The organism is Caproicibacter sp., assembly GCF_046707225.1.
GTDB lineage: Bacteria > Bacillota > Clostridia > Oscillospirales > Acutalibacteraceae > Caproicibacter.
Window position 1 is genome coordinate 177,791 of record NZ_JBJKOP010000032.1, and the last position, 20,208, is coordinate 197,998.

The 20,208-nt window shown below is 54.2% G+C and carries 19 protein-coding genes; 16 read left to right on the forward strand and 3 right to left on the reverse strand.

The features are described 5' to 3' along the window. Positions 1-146: 146 nt before the first annotated feature. The 7 genes from hgdC to ACLQ3M_RS07030 all read left to right on the forward strand — a co-directional run bounded on the left by hgdC (position 147) and on the right by ACLQ3M_RS07030 (position 9,468). Entirely contained in the window at positions 147-929 is a 783-nt protein-coding gene (hgdC, locus tag ACLQ3M_RS07000) for a (R)-2-hydroxyglutaryl-CoA dehydratase activase HgdC (RefSeq protein WP_411676980.1), read from the forward strand. Positions 930-1,116: 187 nt separating this feature from the next. Further along, complete coding sequence (locus ACLQ3M_RS07005; protein ID WP_411676981.1) at positions 1,117-2,403, forward strand: 2-hydroxyacyl-CoA dehydratase subunit D; 1,287 nt, start codon at positions 1,117-1,119, stop codon at positions 2,401-2,403. Then, entirely contained in the window at positions 2,403-3,545 is a 1,143-nt protein-coding gene (gene hgdB, locus ACLQ3M_RS07010) for a (R)-2-hydroxyglutaryl-CoA dehydratase subunit beta (protein ID WP_411676982.1), read from the forward strand. The genes ACLQ3M_RS07005 and hgdB overlap by 1 nt, the downstream gene beginning before the upstream one ends. 272 nt (positions 3,546-3,817) lie before the next feature. Beyond that, positions 3,818-6,322 carry an SH3 domain-containing protein gene (locus tag ACLQ3M_RS07015; protein WP_411676983.1) on the forward strand — a complete coding sequence of 835 codons (2,505 nt, stop codon included), beginning with the start codon at positions 3,818-3,820 and terminating at the stop codon, positions 6,320-6,322. Positions 6,323-6,383: 61 nt separating this feature from the next. Continuing rightward, positions 6,384-7,298 carry a S66 peptidase family protein gene (locus ACLQ3M_RS07020; protein WP_411676984.1) on the forward strand — a complete coding sequence of 305 codons (915 nt, stop codon included), beginning with the start codon at positions 6,384-6,386 and terminating at the stop codon, positions 7,296-7,298. 160 nt (positions 7,299-7,458) lie between these two features. Continuing rightward, a complete protein-coding gene (locus ACLQ3M_RS07025) occupies positions 7,459-8,655 on the forward strand; it encodes a M20 metallopeptidase family protein (RefSeq protein ID WP_411676985.1) in 1,197 nt (398 codons plus the stop codon). Positions 8,656-8,670: 15 nt separating this feature from the next. Further along, positions 8,671-9,468, forward strand: coding sequence for a M55 family metallopeptidase (locus ACLQ3M_RS07030; protein WP_411676986.1), 798 nt, complete (start codon positions 8,671-8,673; stop codon positions 9,466-9,468). A gap of 300 nt (positions 9,469-9,768) precedes the next feature. On the opposite strand, the gene ACLQ3M_RS07035 is transcribed toward ACLQ3M_RS07030, so the two are convergent. After that, a complete protein-coding gene (locus ACLQ3M_RS07035) occupies positions 9,769-11,301 on the reverse strand; it encodes a YifB family Mg chelatase-like AAA ATPase (protein ID WP_411676987.1) in 1,533 nt (510 codons plus the stop codon). Between the two features lie 169 nt (positions 11,302-11,470). Between ACLQ3M_RS07035 and ACLQ3M_RS07040 the strand changes: the two genes are divergently transcribed. Together ACLQ3M_RS07040 and ACLQ3M_RS07045 are read left to right on the forward strand one after the other, a co-directional pair. Then, the gene (locus ACLQ3M_RS07040) at positions 11,471-12,070 is read left to right on the forward strand and encodes a sigma-70 family RNA polymerase sigma factor (protein ID WP_228725022.1); all 600 of its coding nucleotides are present in this window, start codon (positions 11,471-11,473) and stop codon (positions 12,068-12,070) included. A 93-nt stretch (positions 12,071-12,163) separates the two neighbouring features. After that, positions 12,164-12,448, forward strand: coding sequence for a zinc-ribbon domain containing protein (locus ACLQ3M_RS07045; protein ID WP_411676988.1), 285 nt, complete (start codon positions 12,164-12,166; stop codon positions 12,446-12,448). 36 nt (positions 12,449-12,484) lie between these two features. On the opposite strand, the gene ACLQ3M_RS07050 is transcribed toward ACLQ3M_RS07045, so the two are convergent. After that, the gene (locus tag ACLQ3M_RS07050) at positions 12,485-12,964 is read right to left on the reverse strand and encodes an acyl-CoA thioesterase (RefSeq protein WP_411676989.1); all 480 of its coding nucleotides are present in this window, start codon (positions 12,962-12,964) and stop codon (positions 12,485-12,487) included. Positions 12,965-13,095: 131 nt separating this feature from the next. On the opposite strand from ACLQ3M_RS07050, the gene ispD reads away from it, so the two are divergent. From ispD to ACLQ3M_RS07085, 7 genes are all read left to right on the forward strand, one after another. Further along, complete coding sequence (gene ispD, locus ACLQ3M_RS07055) at positions 13,096-13,809, forward strand: 2-C-methyl-D-erythritol 4-phosphate cytidylyltransferase (RefSeq protein ID WP_411676990.1); 714 nt, start codon at positions 13,096-13,098, stop codon at positions 13,807-13,809. Further along, entirely contained in the window at positions 13,806-14,273 is a 468-nt protein-coding gene (gene ispF / locus ACLQ3M_RS07060; RefSeq protein WP_411676991.1) for a 2-C-methyl-D-erythritol 2,4-cyclodiphosphate synthase, read from the forward strand. Before ispD ends, ispF begins: the two co-directional genes overlap by 4 nt. An 87-nt stretch (positions 14,274-14,360) precedes the next feature. Continuing rightward, entirely contained in the window at positions 14,361-14,591 is a 231-nt protein-coding gene (locus tag ACLQ3M_RS07065) for a putative Se/S carrier-like protein (RefSeq protein WP_228725023.1), read from the forward strand. After that, positions 14,588-15,724: an aminotransferase class V-fold PLP-dependent enzyme gene (locus tag ACLQ3M_RS07070; RefSeq protein WP_411676992.1), complete on the forward strand. Its 1,137-nt coding sequence runs from the start codon at positions 14,588-14,590 to the stop codon at positions 15,722-15,724. The genes ACLQ3M_RS07065 and ACLQ3M_RS07070 overlap by 4 nt, the downstream gene beginning before the upstream one ends. A gap of 183 nt (positions 15,725-15,907) precedes the next feature. After that, positions 15,908-16,801 (forward strand): diadenylate cyclase CdaA, encoded by an 894-nt coding sequence (gene cdaA, locus ACLQ3M_RS07075; RefSeq protein ID WP_411676993.1) that lies wholly within the window; start codon positions 15,908-15,910, stop codon positions 16,799-16,801. Next, positions 16,798-18,075 (forward strand): YbbR-like domain-containing protein, encoded by a 1,278-nt coding sequence (locus ACLQ3M_RS07080; RefSeq protein WP_411676995.1) that lies wholly within the window; start codon positions 16,798-16,800, stop codon positions 18,073-18,075. The genes cdaA and ACLQ3M_RS07080 overlap by 4 nt, the downstream gene beginning before the upstream one ends. Before the next feature lie 474 nt (positions 18,076-18,549). Beyond that, positions 18,550-19,467 (forward strand): hypothetical protein, encoded by a 918-nt coding sequence (locus tag ACLQ3M_RS07085; protein ID WP_411676996.1) that lies wholly within the window; start codon positions 18,550-18,552, stop codon positions 19,465-19,467. Between the two features lie 63 nt (positions 19,468-19,530). Here ACLQ3M_RS07085 and trmB read toward each other — a convergent pair whose 3' ends face one another. Beyond that, positions 19,531-20,208, reverse strand: a complete 678-nt coding sequence (gene trmB / locus ACLQ3M_RS07090) for a tRNA (guanosine(46)-N7)-methyltransferase TrmB (protein ID WP_411676997.1) — start codon at positions 20,206-20,208, stop codon at positions 19,531-19,533.

Below are 20,208 nucleotides of genomic sequence, written 5' to 3' on the forward strand. Positions count from 1 at the left end.
ATGAAGGCCGCTGCAGCGAACGGAAACGTAACCATGCGGCGGCCGCTGCCGCGTCTTGGGGGCCGGATCGAAACCACGCCGTCGGGGCGTCGGCTGTATGCGGGCGGAAACGCTCACGGAAAATCATCTTTCTAAGGAAGGTAATTATGAATACGCTTTATACGATGGGAATCGATATCGGCTCGACGGCCTCAAAATGCGTGATCCTGAAAGACGGAAAAGAAATCGTCAGCAAATCGCTGATTTCCGTCGGTGCCGGTACCAGCGGGCCTTCGAGGGCGATCGCGGAGGTGCTGGAAAACGGCGGACTGAAACGAGAGGATATGGCCTTTGTTCTGGCCACCGGATACGGCAGAAACTCCCTTGAAATTGCGGATAAGCAGATGAGTGAGCTGAGCTGCCACGCGCACGGCGCCCATTTCCTATTTCCAAATGTGCATACGGTGATCGACATCGGAGGTCAGGACGCGAAAGTTCTTCATGTCGGCGACGACGGGAATCTGGTCAATTTTGTCATGAACGATAAATGTGCGGCCGGAACCGGAAGATTCCTGGATGTTATGGCGCGTGTTCTGGAAATTGACGTCGGCGATCTCGCTGGGCTTGGAGCAAAGTCTCAGGTTCAGGTCGAAATCAGCTCCACCTGCACCGTGTTTGCGGAATCGGAGGTTATTTCCCAATTGGCGAAGGGGACGGACCGCTGCGACATTATCGACGGAATCCATCGCTCGGTTGCCGGTCGGGTCGCGGGGCTGGCCCGCCGCGTAGGAGTTCAGCCGGACGTCGTCATGACGGGCGGTGTCGCAAAGAATTACGGAGTTTTGCACGCGCTCGAAAAAGAGCTGAATACAGAAATTCAGACATCTCCGCTTGCCCAATATAACGGCGCCCTGGGTGCCGCGTTGTTTGCTTTTGAGAAATGCAGGTAAGATCCTTTTGCTTCTTATAAGGGATGATTCCTATTAAGTTTGCACATCCAAATGTGCAGCGACCATCATGCTGGTTTTTGACAGAATCCGTATCAGAACAAAATTCGCATCTGCCCGTGAAAATACTCTATCGCTTTCAGCAAAAGATTCTGCCGGCAGCATAATAACAGTTAGGAGGAAGCTATTTATGAACGACAAGGAGAAGGCGGAGCAGGCCCCTGTTTCGGCAGAGGCGGCTCCCGTCAAGAAGAAGAAAACTCAGTCTCCCGGTGTTTTGGCTCTGCAGAAGGTCGTCAATGATGTTTATCAGGCGGCCCGCGACGCAAAAAAGGAAGGGAAACTTGTCGGATGGTCTTCATCCAAATTCCCCTGCGAAATTGCCGAAACCTTTGATTTGAATGTTGTATACCCCGAAAATCAGGCTGCGGGCATCGCCGCGCACCACGACGATACACGTCTCTGCACGATCGCCGAAAACGAGGGCTACGACGCCGATATCTGCTCTTACGCCCGCATCAATCTTGCCTATGCGATGGGCAACGAGACGACAAACGAGGGCAGGCGGATGCCGATGCCGGATTTTGTTCTTTGCTGCAACAACATCTGCAACTGCATGACAAAATGGTATGAGAACATCGCCCGTATCCACAACATTCCCCTGATTATGGTCGACATTCCTTACTCCAACCATCCAGAGGTCGACGACGACTTTGTTGCCTATGTTCGCGGTCAGTTCGATATCGCGATCAAACAGCTCGAGGAATTGACGGGTAAAAACTTTGATGAAGAGAAATTTAAACGCGTTTGCGGATATGCGAACCGTACGGCGAACGCATGGATGAAAGTCTGCGACTATTTGCAGTACAAGCCGTCGCCGATGTCCGGTTTCGACCTGTTTAACCACATGGCGGATGTTGTTACTGCCCGCGGTAAACAGACAACGGCAGAAGCATTTGAATTGCTGGCTAGCGAGCTTGAGGAAAACCTGAAGACTGGTAAGTCCACCCTTCCGTTCCCGGAACAGCACAGAATCATGATGGAGGGAATTCCGCCGTGGCCGCATCTTCGCGAGCTGTTTAAGCCTTTGAAAGAGCATGGCCTGAATGTAACGGCGGTTGTTTACGCCCCTGCGTTTGCGTTCCGGTTTAACGATGTCGAAGGCATGGCGCGTTCTTATGCCGTGGCCCCGAACAGCGTCTGCCTCGAAAAGGGCGTTGACTGGCGTTCGCAGTTGTGCAAGGACAACAAGGTTGACGGCGCTCTCGTTCATTACAACAGAGCCTGCAAGGCCTGGTCCGGCTATATGCCCGAAATGCAGCGCCGCTGGCAGAATGAGCTCGGAATTCCGGTTGTCGGCTATGACGGCGACCAGGCCGACGCCAGAAACTTTAACGCGGCCCAGTATGAAACCCGCGTGCAGGCTCTTGTTGAAGCAATGGAAGAAGCCGACAGGAAAAAGGAGAGTGGAAAATAATGGCGATTGCGGAAAAATTAGCGGAATTCAGAAAAATTGCCGACAATCCGAAGGCACAGCTGGAGCATTATAAGGCAAAAGGAATGAAAGCCGTCGGCATCATGCCTTACTTCGCTCCGGAAGAGCTGGTTTTCGCCGCCGGAATGTTTCCCGCGGGGATGTGGGGCTCCAACACCAAGACGATTTCCCGCGCGAAGGAATACTGCGCAAGCTTTTACTGCTCCCTGGTGCAGCTTGACCTTGAAATGCTTCTGGACGGCACGATGGACGGTTTGGACGCGGTGATTACACCGACCTGCTGTGATACGCTCCGCCCGAATTCCCAGAACATCAAGGTCGCCATGAAAGACAAAATGAAGGTTATCTTCCTGGCGCACCCCCAGAACCGTTTCCCCGAATGCGGCGTGAAATACACGGAATCCTGCTACAATAAAATCCGTGCGGAACTGGACGAGGTTTCCGGCCATAAGACGACCGATGAAGAGATTCAGAACGCGATTAAGGTTTACAACCGTTCCCGCGCGGCCCGCAGGGAGTTCGTAAAACTGGCCGGGGCACACCCGGAGGCGGTTTCCGCGGTCATGAGGAGCGGCGTTTTAAAGGCCTCCTATTTTATGCGGAAGGATGAATACGCCGACAAGCTGGAAACCTTGAATGCGGAGCTGAAATCGCTTCCGGCTTCCGACTGGAAGGGCGTCAGAATCGTAACTTCCGGCATCATCTGCGATAATCCCACGCTCCTGAAAATCCTTGACGAGAATCAATGCGCGATTGTTGCCGATGATGTGGCTCAGGAAACGCGCTCCTTCCGCTGCGATGCTCCTGAAGATGACGCGGACCCGATCCATGCGCTCGCAATCCAGTTCAGGGATCAGGATTACGATATTCTTCTCTATGACAAGTTCTCGAGCCAGAACCGCCGCGGCGAGTACGTCGCCAAGATGTGCAAAGACAATCACGCCGACGGCTTAATCCTTTTCATGCAGCAGTTCTGCGATCCGGAAGAAATGGAGTATCCGTACCTGAAAAAAGCCCTGGATGCGGCTGGTATTCCTCATATCCGTCTGGGAATCGATCATCAGATGCGCGACTTTGGTCAGGCTCAGACTGCAATTCAGGCGTTTGCCGACGTTCTGGGCTAACGATTACTTGTTTATAACGAACTTATTTTCCTGATCCATCAAAAAGGCGGTCTCTGAAAGGAGGCTGCCTTTTTGCATTCGGGAATCAAGGTTTGCCCAGCATTGCCGCGTGTTTTCGATGGGGCAGAAGAGAGCTGAAAAAAGAGAGAAAGGGTTGCTTCTTGTCATATTTTAGTTTATAATCAAGACAGATTTTATAACTTTTAGTAATAATTTGGATTAGAATAATCGTGGCATTAGGGGAACAAAAGGTTCCGCTTGGAGTGAATCGAATGAATAAAAGAACCGTACTGAAAAAAACAGTCTCCGCAGTTTGCGCGGGCTGCCTTGTTCTATTCTCCTTTCCGCTGTCTTTCGGCGCCGCTTCCGCGACGGCAAAGACAACGGATTATCTGAATCTTCGGCAGGGTGCCGGGACAAATTCGAATGTTATTTTAACCATTTCCAAAAATACAATGGTGACCGTTCTTGATAATTCGGATGCCCAATGGGCCAAGGTGCAGACATCGGACGGCAAAACGGGGTACTGCTTTAAGCAGTATCTTAGCTTTTCATCCGGCTCAGCCACGGTATCCGGTTCAGCCGTGACCGCAAAAACGATGGACAATCTGAACCTGCGGCAGGATTCTTCCCTGAGCGGGAAAATCCTGATGGTGCTTGGCAAAGGAACCTCGCTCACGGTCCTGGACAATTCCAAATCAGGCTGGGTAAAGGTTCAGACGCAGAACGGGACGCAGGGCTGGTGCAGCCGCGCTTATCTGACGGTTTCCGGCGCGGCCGCCCCGCCGGAAACCAACACCTCTTCTTCCGCCGCAACGGCAAAAACCACCGATTACCTCAATCTGCGTTCCGGGGCCGGCATGAGCAACAAAGTACTGCTCACATTGAGCAAGGGAGTCAGCGTCACGGTTCTGGACAACTCAAATTCAGACTGGGTGAAGGTTCGCACGCAGAACGGGACGCAGGGCTGGTGCAGCCGCGCATACCTGACCGTTACAGGCGGAACGAACACCGGAACAAATTCCTCGTCCTCTACGCCGCCGTCAAGCTCATCCGCCGTATCCTCCCAGCCGCCGTCCTCCTCTTCTTCCACCTCCTCGTCCGGCGGCAGCGGTTCGGAGAATGCGGATACCGGCACGGATTCGGGAGTATCCGGGATCAAGAGCGCAACCGTAACCGCCGACGTGCTGCGTTTGCGGGAGCAGGCGAACACATCCTGCAAGGTCCTCTCTAATCTTGTCAACGGCACTAGTCTGCAGGTGCTCAGCGCGCCGGCTTCCGGATGGGTCAAGGTACAGACTCCGGACGGCAAGACCGGCTATGTGAGCACGGATTATGTAAAAATCATCTATTCCGACGGCACTTCGACGGGCGGAAGCACCAATACAAATCAGGGCAGCGGAACGAACGCGTCCTCTCTTTCGCTTTCGTCGGGTTCACAGACGGTGCCGGCCGGAAAGACTTTATACCTGAAAGCTTCAACCAGTCCGAGCAATGCGGATGTCGGCTGGTCGAGCAGCAACACCTCCGTCGCAACGGTTGTAAACGGGTATGTGACCGCCGTATCAAAAGGCAGCGCGGTCATCACCGCAACCTCCGGAACAGAAACCGCCACCTGCGGCGTCACGGTTTCGGACGCCGAACCGGTCCGAACGGCTTTTGCGTCGCCCAATATTGCTGGGCCGGGCGAAACCGTTACTTTGACTGCGATTACGGACTCCAGCCGTGACGGGGTCAGGTTTTATGTTACCAAACCGACGGGGATTACAAGTTCCATAGATGCCGTCAGCAGCACGCTGGAAACGACAAACGGCGTAACGACCAAAGTCTGGAAGGCGAGCGCTGCCTTCAGCGACCCGGGCAATTATACCGTGCTTGCGCAGTCGCGGGCCGGCGGGGGTTACACCACCGCGGGGTTCACCACAAGCGCGTATATTACGAAGCAGGCCGACAAATCCGTTACATCCTCGGAGGAACGCCGTGTCAGCGACGAAATGATTCGGCTGATTTCAAAATGGGAAGGTTACCGCGCATGCGTTTATACGGATACCATGGCGTCCAGCCAGATTCCCACCATCGGCTACGGCTGCACGCTGGGGGCAAACGCCGAGTTTTACAACGGGGTGAGCGAAACCGAAGCGTGGTCCATGATGGTCAACCGGATCAACAGCTCGTCTTATACTTCCGAGTTGAATAAGATGATTCAGAATAACGGGTTTTTAATGAACCAGTATCAGGCGGATTGTCTGATCAGCTTTGCCTACAACGTTGGGTCCGGGTATTTCAACAGCTCCACAGAGAGGGATTTTATCAAAATCATGAAGAATGCGGTCCAGCCTCCGGATTTCTCCTCCGGCACCACCTATGAGGCGACGGTCACGGGAGATACCCAGGTCAGGAATAACATCGGGATCATGTCCGCGCAGACCGGGTCCGTGGCGGCGGGAACGGCTGTTGTTGTTACGGGCGGCGATTTTTCCGACAAAAAGGACGGATGGTATCAGGTCAAACTGACTGACGGAACGGTCGGCTGGGTCAATTCCGCGTATGTCAGCCTCGCGAATTCCTCCCGGCTTGTCCATGACCTTGCCTATACGAACGCCTATGCGATGGGGACGGAGCTGATTCGCTGGAATCAGGCGGGCGGCAAGTTCTACACCGGGCTGTTCTATCGCCGCCTGGGGGAAGTCAACGTCTACAATTACGGTGATTACAGCGCGCTTCGATACAATAAGTACGGGTATGGATATCCGAGCGCCGCGGCTTCGCTGCAATAAAGTGAAATGGCGGTGGCCGGTGGCAAAGCATCAAACGATTGATCGCGATAGGAGCTTAAAAATGATAAATCCAAAACCGCTGTTCCCCGGGGCGAGGGTCGCGCTGATCGCGCCGTCGGGTCCGGTGCCGGCCGAGCGGCTGGAGCCCGCCGTGCGGTCGGTGGAAAAACTGGGACTTGTGCCGGTCGTTTATGAAAGCTGCCGCAGCGCTCACGGGTATCTCGCGGGAGAGGACCAGTTGCGGGCCGACGATCTGAATCATGCGTTTGCAGACAGCAGCATTGATGGTATTCTTTGCATTCGGGGCGGATACGGCGCTCAGCGGCTTTTAAAGAAACTCGATTTTTCCTGCATTCGAAAGCATCCGAAGTTTTTTTCCGGGTACAGCGATGCTACCGCTCTGCATATTGCGCTGAACCAGATCTGCGGTTTTATTACCTATCATACGCCGATGCCTTCCACGGAGCTGTACGACGGCGCCGACGAATACACCATGGAAAGCCTGAAACGGGTGATGTTCGGCGATCCGGCGGGCGCGCTGGAGAATCCCGGCGCAATGGAGCCGGAAGTTCTTGTGCCCGGGTGTGCCTGCGGGCGCCTGACAGGCGGGAATTTGTCGCTGGTGGCTTCTTCCCTCGGCACGCCTTTTGAAATTGATACCCGAGGCAAAATCCTGTTTCTGGAGGATGTCGATGAGGAACCTTACCGGATCGACCGGATGCTGACACAGCTTTTGCTGGCCGGCAAACTGGACGACTGCGCTGGTCTGATATTTGGGTACTGGACCCGCATCGAGGCCGAACAGCCCGACCGTTCCCTGACTCTTTTACAGATTTTCAGGGAGCTGGTTGTGCCGCGGGGGCGGCCGGCTCTGATGAACCTCGCCTGCGGGCACAGCCTGCCGTCGATGTCTCTTCCAATGGGGAAAAAGTTGAAAATGGATGCTTCGGCAAAAAAGATTTCGATTCTAAGATGATTTATTATTTTATTTTTCTTGACAAATATGAAGAAAAATTTTATAGTAGTTGAGACAAAGATGCCGCAGTGATTTTCTGGGGCATCTTTTGCTTTTTTGAACAGGGGGCATTTTCCAAAGTCCGGCTGCATTTGTTGAAAGAAAAGTGAGGTGTCGGCAAATGGAGACAGATTTTCTGAAGCAGGCCGCGCAGGAGATGAAACCATGGCTTTCCCAGATCAGGAGGGACTTTCACATGCATCCCGAACTGGGAAACAAGGAATTCCGCACCAGCCGGATCATTCAGAATTATCTGAGTGAATTCGGAATCGATTTTCAGACCTATGAAGACAGCACCGCGGTTGTCGGGCTGATTCGCGGGGCCCACGCGGGGAGAACCGTGGCGATTCGCGCGGATATGGACGCTCTTCCGATTCAGGAGGAAAACGAGGTGCCGTATCGATCACTGACTCCGGGTGTGATGCATGCCTGCGGGCACGACGCTCATACGGCTGTTCTTCTGGGAACCGCCTGTTTGTTTTCTCAGTACCGCGAACAGCTGCACGGCAATGTTCGCCTGCTGTTTCAGCCGGCGGAGGAAACCACCGGCGGGGCGGAGAAATTGGTGGCGGCGGGCTGCATGAAAAATCCGGATACGGACTATGTCATCGGCCTTCACGTGTCGAGCCATCCGGTCGGAACCATCGAGATCAGAAAAGGCGCCGTATACGGGGCGAGCGACCAGATTGATATTCGGGTGCTTGGCAAGCAGGCCCACGGGGCTCATCCTGATACCGGGGTAGACGCAATCGCAATTTCGGCGCAGGTTGTCACGGCTCTGCAGAACCTGGTCAGCCGGAAAATTTCACCGGTCGACTCCGCCGTTTTTACTGTCGGCAAGATTCTCGGCGGAGCACAGAGGAATATCATAGCCGACGAGGTTCAGATGGAAGCGACGCTGAGGACTTTATACCCGGAGACCCGCATATTTGCAAAAGAGCAGATTACGGAAATTGCGAAGGGCGTCAGCACCGCGCTGGGCGGTCGGGCGGAGGTTGATATCCGGGAAAGCTATCACTCCCTGTTTAACACGGACCGGGTGGTGGACGTGGTTCGCGGCGCGGCGGCGGAACTTGTCGGCAAAGAAAATTTGCTGGAGGATCCGTTCCCAAGTCTTGGAGTCGAGGATTTTTCATATTTTCTGGATGCCGCGCCGGGTGCCTTTTATTGTCTGGGCACAACCAATCCATCCAAGGGAATTACATGGCCGGCCCATTCGTCACGTTTTGACATCGATGAGGACTGCCTGCCGACCGGCGTTTTACTGCATATTCTCACGGCGCTTCGTCTTTTAAACGGAGAAGCGGAAGAAAACTGATTTAGGAGGATTATCATGAAGTTGTATCTCAGCGCGGATATTGAAGGAACCGCGGGCGTTGTTAAATGGTCGGAAACCGAGCCGAACGATCCATATTACCCGTATTTTGCAAACGAGATGACGCAGGAAGTCCGCTGCGCCTGCGAAGGCGCCATGGAAGCTGGCGTCAACGAAATTCTGGTCAAGGACGCGCACCATACCGCCACCAATATTGATCCCGAAAAGCTGCCTGAAATTGTTAAGATCATGCGCGGCTGGACGCGAGGCCCGCAGGAGATGATGGCCGGTGTTGACGGCGGTTTCGACGCTGCCGCAATGGTTGGGTACCACAGCGCGAGCGGAACGAACGGGAATCCTCTGGCGCATACGATGAACACCCAGAACGAATCTGTTGCCATAAACGGGCAGCTTGCCAGCGAATTCATGATCAACGCTTATACGGCAGCGTACTATAAAGTGCCCGTCGTATTTGTCAGCGGGGACCGGTCTTTGTGCGAAAGCGCGAAGAAGCTGATTCCGTCCATCACTGCAGTACCTGTCAGCGAAGGAATCGGCAATGCTTCCGTATCTCTGCATCCGGCCGCGGCGCAGGGAGCCATCCGGAAGGGCATGCTTCAGGCCATGCAGGGAAACCTTGCCGAATGCCTGTTGAAGCTTCCGGAATCCTTTGAGGTTTCGATTCTGTTTCATGTACATGACAAGGCCTATTATGCGTCCTATTATCCGGGTGCCCGGTCGGATGGCTTGAAAACGGTCACCTTTTACGCTTCAGATTATTTTGAGGTGCTTCGTTTTCTTCTGTTTGTTCTGTAAAGATTCATACACGGAGGCCGCCGGAATCGCTTCCGGCGGCCTCCGACCATAAAGTCGCGCAGACGCAAAATTGCAGCTCATTTTGCTTGCGGCGCTGCTGTTCCCTCATTTACGGGTTTGCCGCAGGGCCCTTTTGCCGCTTTGCGGCAATTCAACCTTTAAGGGAATTCTCTTGCACGATTTTCGAAGGCATGCCTGTTTTTAGACAGACCAAGGGGGATCTTGCAAAATGAATTTGCAAGATCCCCCTTTCCTTGCGGTACGAAACCTTCCGGTTGTGCCGGGGGTGACTTTCCCTGATTAAAGTTCTTTCAGCCAGTATTTTCGGTCAAGGCTGCGGTATTGCACCGCTTCCGCCACATGGGCGGATTCGATGGCGTCGCTGCCGTCCAGGTCCGCGATCGTTCGGCAGACCTTTAGAATCCTGTCGTAAGCCCTGGCCGAAAGCCCGAGGCGGTCGAAAGCTTTTTTTAAAAGATTGCGGCCGGGGTCGCTCAGACGGCAGAAGTCGTGCAGCCGGTCCGGCCTGATTCTTGCGTTGCAGGTGATGCCGGTGCCGCGAAAGCGGTCGTTCTGGATTCGGCGGGCGGCGTTTACCCGCTTTCGGATTGATTCGGAGCTTTCCTCTGTGCCGCGGGAGTCCAGCTGTTCAAATTCTACGGGGGGGACTTCAATGTGCAGATCAAGGCGGTCAAGCAGAGGACCGGAAACCCGTGAAAGATAGCGGGAAACGGCCTGCGGAGAACAGGTGCACCGGCGCGTCGGATGGCCGAAGTAGCCGCAGGGGCATGGATTCATTGCCGCGACAAACATGACGGAGCAGGGATAGCTGACCGTGCCGCCGACCCGTGAAATCGTTACGGTGCCGTTCTCAATCGGCTGGCGAAGAACCTCCATGGAGCTTCGTGAGAACTCAGGCAGCTCGTCAAGAAAAAGCACGCCGTTGTGCGCCAGCGAAATTTCACCGGGCTTTGGGATGCTACCGCCGCCGGAAAGGCCCGCGGGGGACACAGTGTGGTGCGGGGAGCGAAACGGCCTGACCTGAACCAGCGAGACACCGGGTGGGAGAGTCCCCGCGATGGAATGGATTTTGGTTGTCTCGATTGTTTCCTCGAAGGTCATTTCGGGAAGTATGGAAGGAATTCTGCGGGCCAGCATGCTTTTTCCGGAACCGGGCGGACCGATCAGCAGGGCGTTGTGGCCGCCCGCGGCGGCAATTTCCAGGGCTCGTTTTGCTTCTTCCTGACCACGGACGTCCGCGAAATCCGGGCAGTTCTGCGGACTGCCGCACTCAGCGGGAGAGGGCTGCGCGGGCGCGATCTGCCCGCCGCCGTTCAGGTGTTTGAGCAGTTGAGGAAGGTCCGTGACGGGATAAACCTCGATTCCCTGAATTACCGCCCCTTCGGCGGCGTTCTGCTTCGGTACGAAAAAGCGTTTGAAACCCTCCTGCCGCGCACGTATCGTCATGGGAAGAATGCCGCGCACGGGCCTCAGTTCCCCGGTCAGGGACAGTTCCCCGATAAAAACGCATCCCTCAAGGTCCGCGGCAAGCTGGCTGCTGGCTTTCATCAGGGCAATAAACAGCGGCAGGTCGTAAATTGGACCTTCCTTGCGCTTGTCGGCCGGAGCAAGATTCACCGTTATTTTACTGACGGGAAAATCGAATCCGCAGTTTTTCATCGCCGATCTGACCCGGTCGCGGGATTCCTTGACCGCCGCATCCGGAAGCCCAACCACTTCAAAGGAGGGCAGACCCGAGGACAGGTCCGCCTCCACCTCCACAGGGAATGAATCCATGCCGTAAAGTCCCATGCTGTATAAATGCGAAACCACTCTGTAGCCCCCTTTTTTGACAATAACAAATTCATTATACTCATTTCGGTAAAAATCCGCAATAGAATTCTGATTCGGAACAGAGGTTTCGAAGAATTACATTGACTTCTTGACCGGCGTAAGGTATGATGAGAGCATATGAAAGTGATGTATCATGAGGTGTTTTGCCTTGGCAGTTCCGAACCGTACGCCGCTAACCGATTTTTCAGACGGCCAGTTGGCCGTTCTTGTTAAGGATGGCGATTCAGACGCCTTTGCCGAACTGACGGCGCGGTATATGTCTCTCATCCGCTATAAATCCGCGCCGTTTCATTCCGCGCAGTTGGAAACGGACGACCTGTGCCAGGAGGGCCTGGTTGGCCTTTACAACGCGGCGCGCACCTACAATTCCGCCAACGGGGCCGCGTTCAAGACCTACGCGGGCACTTGCATAGCGAATCGCATGATTATGGCTTACCGCTCCGCGCTGAGCAGAAAAAACGAACCGCTGAGTAATTTTGTGTCGCTCAGCGACGGCGAACATTCCGGGCTGGAACTGCCGGTCGGCGGTTGGGACCCGGAGACGCTGCTTGCCAGCAGCGAAGGCGTGGGCCAGTTGTGGGAAAAAATAAGGTCCGTCCTGTCGGAAAGGGAACTCCGTGTGCTGCGCCTCTATTTGAGCGGTTACAGTTATGCCGAAATAGCGGCAAAACTGGCCATAACGGCAAAGGCGGCCGATAATGCTCTGCAGCGCGCCAGAATCAAGCTGAAAAGCCGTTTTAACGGCTGAACGATATGCCCGGGTAGCTTAAGCAGAGCGTTGATTATCAAAGGCGGCGGTTCGAATCCGTCTCAGGGCAATTTATTAAAGCGAGGTAACAACATGTACCAGGACAAAACTCTCATCTGCAAAGACTGCGGCAACGAATTCGTATTCACTGCCGGAGAACAGGAATTCTACGCATCCAAGGGCCTGATGAACGAGCCGCAGAGATGTAAAGCCTGCCGCGACGCCTACAAGAACAGACAGAAACCTGAAAGGACTATGTATACCGCCGTTTGTGCCTCCTGCGGCAAGGAATGCAAAGTTCCGTTTCAGCCGCGCGAAGACCGTCCGGTTTACTGCAGCGACTGCTTTTCCAAGAAGAAAGACCAGAGAAGATACTAAAAAAATGCAGCGGAATATCCGCTGCATTTTTTTGTATCAGTAAGATTCCAGCCTGCGCTGCTTTCTCAGATCGCGGCGTCTTTTTCCCGCTTCCCAATCGGCTTTCTCTTCCGGCGTGTCGCAGATCAGTCCGGGCACGGGAGTCGGTCTCCCGTTTTCATCCAGCGCCACCAGCACCAGATACGCGGTATTGACCAGCTTGCGCTCCCCGGAAAGCTCTTCAACGTAACTGTCCACTCGGACCTCCATGGAGGTCCTGCCGACATAGGTCATCCTTCCGTGAAGGACGACGACGTTGTTCGCATAGACCGGGGATTTAAATTGCAGGCTGTCGATTTCCGCCGTCGTTACATTTCGCGCGGAATGCCTGCGCGCGACGGCACCTGCCACAATGTCGATCCAGGAGACGAGTTCGCCGCCGAACAGGCGCTTCTGCGAGTTTAAATGAGAATAGAAAACGGGCTGAATCTGTTCCGTTACCGAGTCCGATACATGTTTCGCGTTGCATTCGCCCATAGTAACTCCACCATTTCTTTTTTTATATCATATCCTGTTTCAGCTGATTTTTCAACTGCCGGCGTTTCGGTATCCCGCTTGCGGGGTGAAGCAAAAATGCTTATAATAAAATGGATTTGGGGGAATTCAATATGGCTGATCATTCAGCGGAAAAATGCTGCGCGATTATCGCGGCCGCCGGCCGGTCCACCAGAATGGGCGGTGACATTTCCAAACAGTTTCTTCCGCTTCTTGGCGTGCCCGCCATTGTCAGAACCCTTTGGGCGTTTGACGGCGCTTCTGAGGTGGGGCAGGTCATTGTCGTTTGCCGCGGAGAGGACCTTGAACAGATGAAAGGCTGCATCGACCGGTATCGTGTTCAAAAAGTGACCGAGGTTCTGCGGGGCGGCGGCACACGGCAGGAATCCGTTTCCATCGGTGTTCGGGCGGTCCCTGCGGCCGCCGGCTGTATAGCTGTGCACGACGGCGCCAGACCGCTGATAACGCCGGACGAAATCAACGCATGCGTCGGCGACGCGCTTCGGTGCGGTGCTTCCGCTTTGGGAACGCCGCTGAAAGACACCGTTAAAAAAATCGATTCGTCGCAATGCGTTCTTTCTACGCCCGCAAGAGAGTGCCTATGGGCGGTTCAGACGCCGCAGGTGTTTCACCCGGATCTTTACCGGCAGGCGCTTGCAAAAGCTCAGGCAGCCGGGAAAGACTATACCGATGACTGTCAGCTGGTGGAGCAAATCGGAATCAGGGTTCATCTTTGCAGGGGCAGCTACGAAAATATCAAACTGACGACCGAAGAGGATCTTGCGGTTGCGGAAGCAATCCTGAAAAAAAGGGAGGCTGGAATTTGAGAATCGGACAGGGATATGACGTTCATAGGATGATTCAGGGGCGCCGACTGATCCTGGGCGGTGTGGAAATCCCCTGTGAAAAGGGACTTCTCGGCCATTCCGACGCGGACGTTCTGGTCCACGCCGTAATGGACGCGCTGCTGGGCGCGGCGGCGCTTGGGGATATCGGCGCATATTTCCCGGACAGCGACCCCGCGTTTCAAAACGCGGACAGCATCCTGCTGCTTCAAAAGGTCTGCGGATTACTGAAAGAAAAAAGATACAAAATTGTCAATCTCGATTCCACCGTGATTGCGCAGGCCCCCAGACTGAGCCCCTTCGTTTTGCGGATGAGAGAACGAATCGCCGCAGCCTGTGAAATATCGGTTGACCGCGTCAGCGTCAAGGCCACGACGGAAGAACACCTCGGGTTTACCGGGGCGGGTGAGGGAATCGCGGCGCAGGCCGTATGTCTGATCGACTAGGCTTTTAAAACGAAATGCGATAAAGTCAAATAATCAAACGGCTTTCCACAGCATACTCTGTTAGTAAATAACAGAGGGGTGATTGTTGTGGGCAAGCCGTTAATCATAGTTGGTTCCATCACAAATGCCATCAAAAGCCGCAACATCCTGGCGTGGATGGGGATTCGTTCCTATGTGGAAAGAACGCCCCGCAGCGGACCGAACGGCGGCTGCGGGTACAGCATATACGTTCCGGAGCGCACCGATGAAGCGGAGGATATTCTGATCCGCTACGGCATTCGGGTCGGCGGACGCGCGGAAAGAGGGGACGCATCTTGATCTATCTGGATAACGCGGCCACGACCTATCCAAAACCGAATTCAGTCAGCAGTGCGACGGCGCTCGCTCTTCGGAAATATGGCGCAAATCCGGGCAGGGCGGGGCATAATATGTCGATTGCCGCCGCCGAAGAAATTTACCGCTGCCGTACGGCGGCGGCGGATTTTTTTCGCGCTCCGGATCCGGAATGCGTTGCCTTTACGCTGAACTGCACGCACGCGTTAAACTATGTTCTGAAGGGGCTTTTGAAACCCGGCGACCACGCGGTTACCTCCTGCCTGGAACACAACGCGGTATCCCGTCCGCTTCACGCCCTGTCAGAAGCCGGGGTGGAGGTGAGCGTAGCGCAGGTCTACCCGGGGGATAACGACGCGACGGTGGACTCTTTCCGCCGGGCGATCCGGTCCAATACCCGGCTGATTGTCTGTACGCACGCTTCAAACGTATGGGGAATACGGCTTCCGGTGGAGCGCCTCGCGGCGCTTGGCCATGAATACAGAATCCAGATCGCGGTGGACTGCGCCCAGTCCGCCGGCGTGCTTCCCATCGACATGGCGGACAGCGGGATCGACTACCTTTGTATTGCCGGGCACAAGGGGCTTTACGGCCCAATGGGCACGGGCCTTCTGATCACGGCGAACGGAAGCGGTTTGTCGACGCTGATCGAAGGAGGAACGGGCACGAATTCCGCCCAGGAGGAACAGCCTGACGGCATGCCAGAACGGATGGAGAGCGGTACCCAGAACATGCCGGGCATTGCCGGCCTGCGGGCGGGGATCGAATTTGTCAAAGCACGCGGAACCGACCGCATTTTCCAGCATGAGATGACTTTGACCCGTCATTTATATGAGCGTTTGGCGGGGATGAAGAATATCCGGTTGTATACGGATGAACCGACTCCCCGTTATTTTGCCCCCGTGTTGTCGTTCAACGTCGGCGACCTGCCCAGTGAAATTGTTGGAAGGAAGCTGAACGAACACGGAATCGCCGTCCGAACGGGACTGCACTGCGCCCCCGCCGCCCATCGGTTTTTCGGTACTCTGGAGCAGGGCGCGGTTCGCGTATGCCCCTCAGTTTTCACCCGCAGGCAGGAAATTGACCGTCTGGTACAGGTTTTAGCGACAATCCGTTAAAAATGCGGAAGAAAAGGATTGATTCTAAAATCATATATGATAAAATGAAGACAGGGCCGGAGAATATGGCGCCGGCCCTGTGATTGTTTTGCGCTGAAGGAAGATAGCCGTCGGCGTTTTTCAATTAAGTTACGGAAGCGGAGCGCTCCGGCGCTTCGGTTCTTTCAGGAAAGGATAAATAATATGGAATTTATCATCGGCCTATGGAATGTTTTTCTTCAGCTGATCCATAATTTCCGGATTGCCGACGCGCTGGATATTGTCCTTGTAACGTTTATCATCTACAACGCGATTAAACTTGTGCGCGAGACAAGAGCGGGTCAGTTGGTGCGCGGAATCATTGTTCTGATGGTCGTGTGGCTCCTTTCCTATTGGCTCAATCTTTATATGATGCAAAGCATCATCAGTTATCTGTTCCAGTTTGCGTTTATCGCGCTGCTGATTATTTTTCAGCCGGAAATCAGACGGGCCCTGGAACAAATCGGCCGCAGCGGAATCGGGGCCGGAAAGACCTGGAATTTTGGGTTTACTTTTGTCTCCGGCGAAGCCGAAGCAAAGCTTCAGAAAAGCCGGAAGGCGGTCAATGCCGTCGTTGACGCGGTGGTCCAAATGTCCAGGCAGAAGACGGGCGCCCTGATTGTATTTGAAATGAAAACAAAACTGGGCGATATTATCGATACCGGAACCATCGTTGAGGCGATTCCCTCCGCCCAGATTATCTGCAATATCTTTTTCAACAAAGCTCCGCTGCATGACGGCGCCATGATTGTCCGCAACGGAATGGTATATGCCGCCGGATGTATTCTGCCGCTGACCAAAAGCGACAATGTCAGCGTTGAACTCGGAACGCGTCACCGCGCCGCGATCGGGATGAGCGAAAATTCAGATGCGGTGATCGTTGTTGTTTCGGAGGAAACCGGCCAGATTTCCGTTGTGACAAACGGAACCATTACGCGGAATTATACCAGGGAAACGCTGAACAGCGAGCTTGAGAATCTAGTGCTGTCGGAAACCGCTGAGCCCGACGAGAAAAAGCAGAGCTGGATTTCTTCCTTTCGGAGGACCAAAAAGCAATGAAGATAAAAAAATTCTCACTGAATCATTTGTTTTACAATAATAAATTCGTGCTGTTTTTCTCCCTTGTGATTTCCGTCTTTCTGTGGCTGTTCATTTCATCGGCGGATACGGAGGACCATCCGCGCGCAATTACCAACGTACCGATAGAGGTTACGCTGTCCGACGCCGCGCAGGCGGACGGTCTCAAGGTGTTCAGCCCCGTGAATAAAACGGCGACGGTGTATATCAAGGGGAACAGCCTGGTGGTCAACCAGGTCAGCGCCGACGACCTGAAGGTGGCCGCCCTTTCGGCTTCCTCCATTACTTCGCCCAATACCTATACGCTCCCTCTGACCGCGCAGAAAACGGAAAAACGGAATCTGACGGATTTCAGCGTTTCGTACGTATCACCGGAACAGGCCATTGTCATTGTGGACCGATATAAGGAAAAAACGTTCAACATACAAAGCGCGATCAAATATCCGACGGATTACAAGTCGGATCCGGCGTATTTTGTGGGGCAGGAGACGCTCAACAACGATACGGTTACGGTCTCCGGGCCTGAAAAGCAGGTACAGGAAGTGAACCGGGTTGCCTTTGAATATCAGGTGACGGACACGCTAAGGGAAACCAAGAACTTTACGGCGGATCTTGTGATGTATGACGCAAACGACAACAAGATCACGGACAGCAGTCTGACGCTTAATCCGAAGCAGGTTGAGGTGACCATTCCGGTTCTGCCGAGGGAGGTCCTGCCGCTGGATGCCGCATTCACCAACAAGCCGGCCGGTCTGCTGCTTGGCAGCGGAAAAATAGCAATCGATCCGCGGACGATTGAAGTTGCGGGGCCTGCGGATGTGCTGACGAATCTGTCGGAAGTTAGTCTGGCACCGATTGATTTTTCAAAGGTGAGTCCGAGTACCAATTCGTTTGACGTGGATGTCAGCCTGCCCGCCACATGCAAAAACCTGAGTAATATTCCGACCGCAAAAGTTACACTGGACCTGAGCGGCCTTTCCACAAGGAGCATTACCGTAACAAATTTCAAAGTGGAAAATCTGAGCTCCGGCAAGTCGGCGGAGGTCAACACGAAAGCGCTGAATGTTACGGTTGTCGGGCCGGAGGATGAAATCTCAAAACTGACGGGAAATAATGTGGTTGCACAAATCAATATGTCCGGGAACGAGAACTTTACCGGCCACACGGAAATGCCTGTGACCTTCAGCATCAGCAATGCCCCGAGCTCCTGGGTGTACGGAAGTTATATGGTGAACCTCAGCGTCAGCAGCGGTTAAATCAAAGTGAAATGAGGGTGAAAATCTTGAAAGATCAGTTGTATATTCTTTGGACGAACGCCGATCCGATTACGTCGCAGAAAATGGTTCTCATGTATGCGACCAACAGCATGCTGAATTCCTGGTGGAAGAGTGTAACGGTCATTTTATGGGGCGCGCCTGCCGGTCTTGCGGCGGGAAATACCTCCGTTCAGGAAAGAATCAAGATCGCACAGCAGGCGGGCGTCCGATTTTCCGCCTGCAAGGCCTGCGCGGATCAGCTGAATGTAACGGATGAGCTTCTGGATTTGGGGATTGCGGTTGAGTATTGGGGGGAACGGTTGACGGAAATTCTGAAAGAAGATCAAAGAATTATCACCATCTGGCGACAAAAAGCTTTGACATGGGAAAACATGCCGGAGCTTTTTGTGTTCTCAGGGAATGATCGGAAAAAGGCGTGCATATTTTGTACAGGGACCGAAAGGGGGGATCGGGATGAAAAAACTTGGCTGCCTGTTTTTGATTGTTATATTGTGCTTGCCGGTTGCCGGATGCGGAGCCGGATTCCAGCAACAGAATTCGTCCGGTCAGTCTGTCGAAACCCGGGAGACAGCCGTCAGGAATCTTGTCACGGATTTCGGAGGACAGCTGCAGAAGGTTTCTCTGACGGCATCAAAGGAAAAGGTTGCCGAGGACATGCAAAAGTATTACGGGGATTACATTACCCCGTCGCTGCTGGAGGAATGGCAGGCCGACCCATCCTCCGCTCCGGGCCGGACCGTCTCAAGCCCGTGGCCGGACAGGATCAACATTCTCTCCGTTCAGCGCCTGGCTGACGACGCCTACGATGTCACGGGAGAAATCATAGAGGCGACCTCCGCGGATGAGTCCGGAGGTCAAACGGCGGGCAAACAGGGAATCCGGCTTTCCGTAAGAAACATCGGAGGGCGCTGGCTGATTGACGACGTCACGGTGGATCAGCAGACGCTTTCAGCCTCCGTTGTTTATGAGAACACACAATACGGCTTTACCGTGAGTCTTCCGTCCAGCTGGAAAGGTTATACCGTTCGAACCGAGGACTGGCAGGGGTATTCGCTGGTTCCGGGTCAGGAGGGAAAAATTACGGAAACCGGCCCTGAAATATTTATCCGCCATCCGAAGTGGACCAAGGAAACGCCGCGACAGGATATTCCGATTTTGATTTTTACCCTTGATCAGTGGAACGAGATCCAGAAGGATCAGTTCCATATCGGTGCGGCGGCCATCGGTCCAAGCGAGCTTGCCCGTAATTCAAAATACGTGTTTGCTCTGCCCGCGCGGTATAATTTTGCATTTTTGCCCGGTTATGAAGAGGTCGATACCCTGATCCGCGGCGGTGCGGTGAAGGCAACTGAAAAGTTTGGCGGCAGCTGAGATGATGGACGCAATGGCGCGAAAAGGACCGGGCGATCAAGGCCCGGTCCTCTCTCATGGCGGTTAAGGTTCGCAGCCCGGCTCGCTTAGCATTCGGGCGGTCAGGGCCTTGATTCGGATTCCCTGCTGCAGAAACATTTTTTCATGCTCTGTCTGGATATTATCCTCCGGCGGATCGGCATAAAGGTCTTCCGTTCCCGTCAGAATTTCAAATCCGCAGGATTCAAGATATCCCTTGGTGTCTTCGTAAAGCTCGTCGTCATCGGTTTTGAAATGCAGTTCGCCGCCGGGAACAAGAAGCTGCCGATAATGGACCAGCTGCCGCGGATGGGTCAGACGCCGCTTCTTATGCTTCTTGCGCGGCCAGGGATTGCAGAAATTGATATAAATCCTGCTGACCTGATCCTGCGGCCCCATCGCGTTCTGGATCTGTTCGATATTCAGCGCCGTCAGGATCACATTATCCACGGGCCGGCCGGCTCCCCGAAACGCCTGTTCGATGTTTCTGCGCGCGGGCCCCAGAACGGCGTCCTTCAAATCGATTCCGATATAGTTGACCTGCGGATTTCTGGGGGCGGCGCCGGCCAGAAACAGACCCTTGCCGCAGCCCAGCTCCAGATAAACCGGCTGCCGCCGGGCAAAAAGGCTGTGCCACCGGCCCAGATACTGCTCCGGCTTTCGGTAAAAATATGGGCAGGCATTCAGCTCCGGTGCCGCCCAGTGCTTTGTTCTCATTCTCAT

Bases quoted from the DNA above. Each gene is read 5' to 3' on its own strand.
- hgdC (WP_411676980.1), top strand. From the start codon at position 147: ATGAATACGCTTTATACGATGGGAATCGATATCGGCTCGACGGCCTCA.
- ACLQ3M_RS07005 (WP_411676981.1), top strand. From the start codon at position 1,117: ATGAACGACAAGGAGAAGGCGGAGCAGGCCCCTGTTTCGGCAGAGGCG.
- hgdB (WP_411676982.1), top strand. From the start codon at position 2,403: ATGGCGATTGCGGAAAAATTAGCGGAATTCAGAAAAATTGCCGACAAT.
- ACLQ3M_RS07015 (WP_411676983.1), top strand. From the start codon at position 3,818: ATGAATAAAAGAACCGTACTGAAAAAAACAGTCTCCGCAGTTTGCGCG.
- ACLQ3M_RS07020 (WP_411676984.1), top strand. From the start codon at position 6,384: ATGATAAATCCAAAACCGCTGTTCCCCGGGGCGAGGGTCGCGCTGATC.
- ACLQ3M_RS07025 (WP_411676985.1), top strand. From the start codon at position 7,459: ATGGAGACAGATTTTCTGAAGCAGGCCGCGCAGGAGATGAAACCATGG.
- ACLQ3M_RS07030 (WP_411676986.1), top strand. From the start codon at position 8,671: ATGAAGTTGTATCTCAGCGCGGATATTGAAGGAACCGCGGGCGTTGTT.
- ACLQ3M_RS07045 (WP_411676988.1), top strand. From the start codon at position 12,164: ATGTACCAGGACAAAACTCTCATCTGCAAAGACTGCGGCAACGAATTC.
- ACLQ3M_RS07050 (WP_411676989.1), bottom strand. From the start codon at position 12,964: ATGGGCGAATGCAACGCGAAACATGTATCGGACTCGGTAACGGAACAG.
- ispD (WP_411676990.1), top strand. From the start codon at position 13,096: ATGGCTGATCATTCAGCGGAAAAATGCTGCGCGATTATCGCGGCCGCC.
- cdaA (WP_411676993.1), top strand. From the start codon at position 15,908: ATGGAATTTATCATCGGCCTATGGAATGTTTTTCTTCAGCTGATCCAT.
- ACLQ3M_RS07080 (WP_411676995.1), top strand. From the start codon at position 16,798: ATGAAGATAAAAAAATTCTCACTGAATCATTTGTTTTACAATAATAAA.
- ACLQ3M_RS07085 (WP_411676996.1), top strand. From the start codon at position 18,550: ATGAAAAAACTTGGCTGCCTGTTTTTGATTGTTATATTGTGCTTGCCG.
- trmB (WP_411676997.1), bottom strand. From the start codon at position 20,208: ATGAGAATGAGAACAAAGCACTGGGCGGCACCGGAGCTGAATGCCTGC.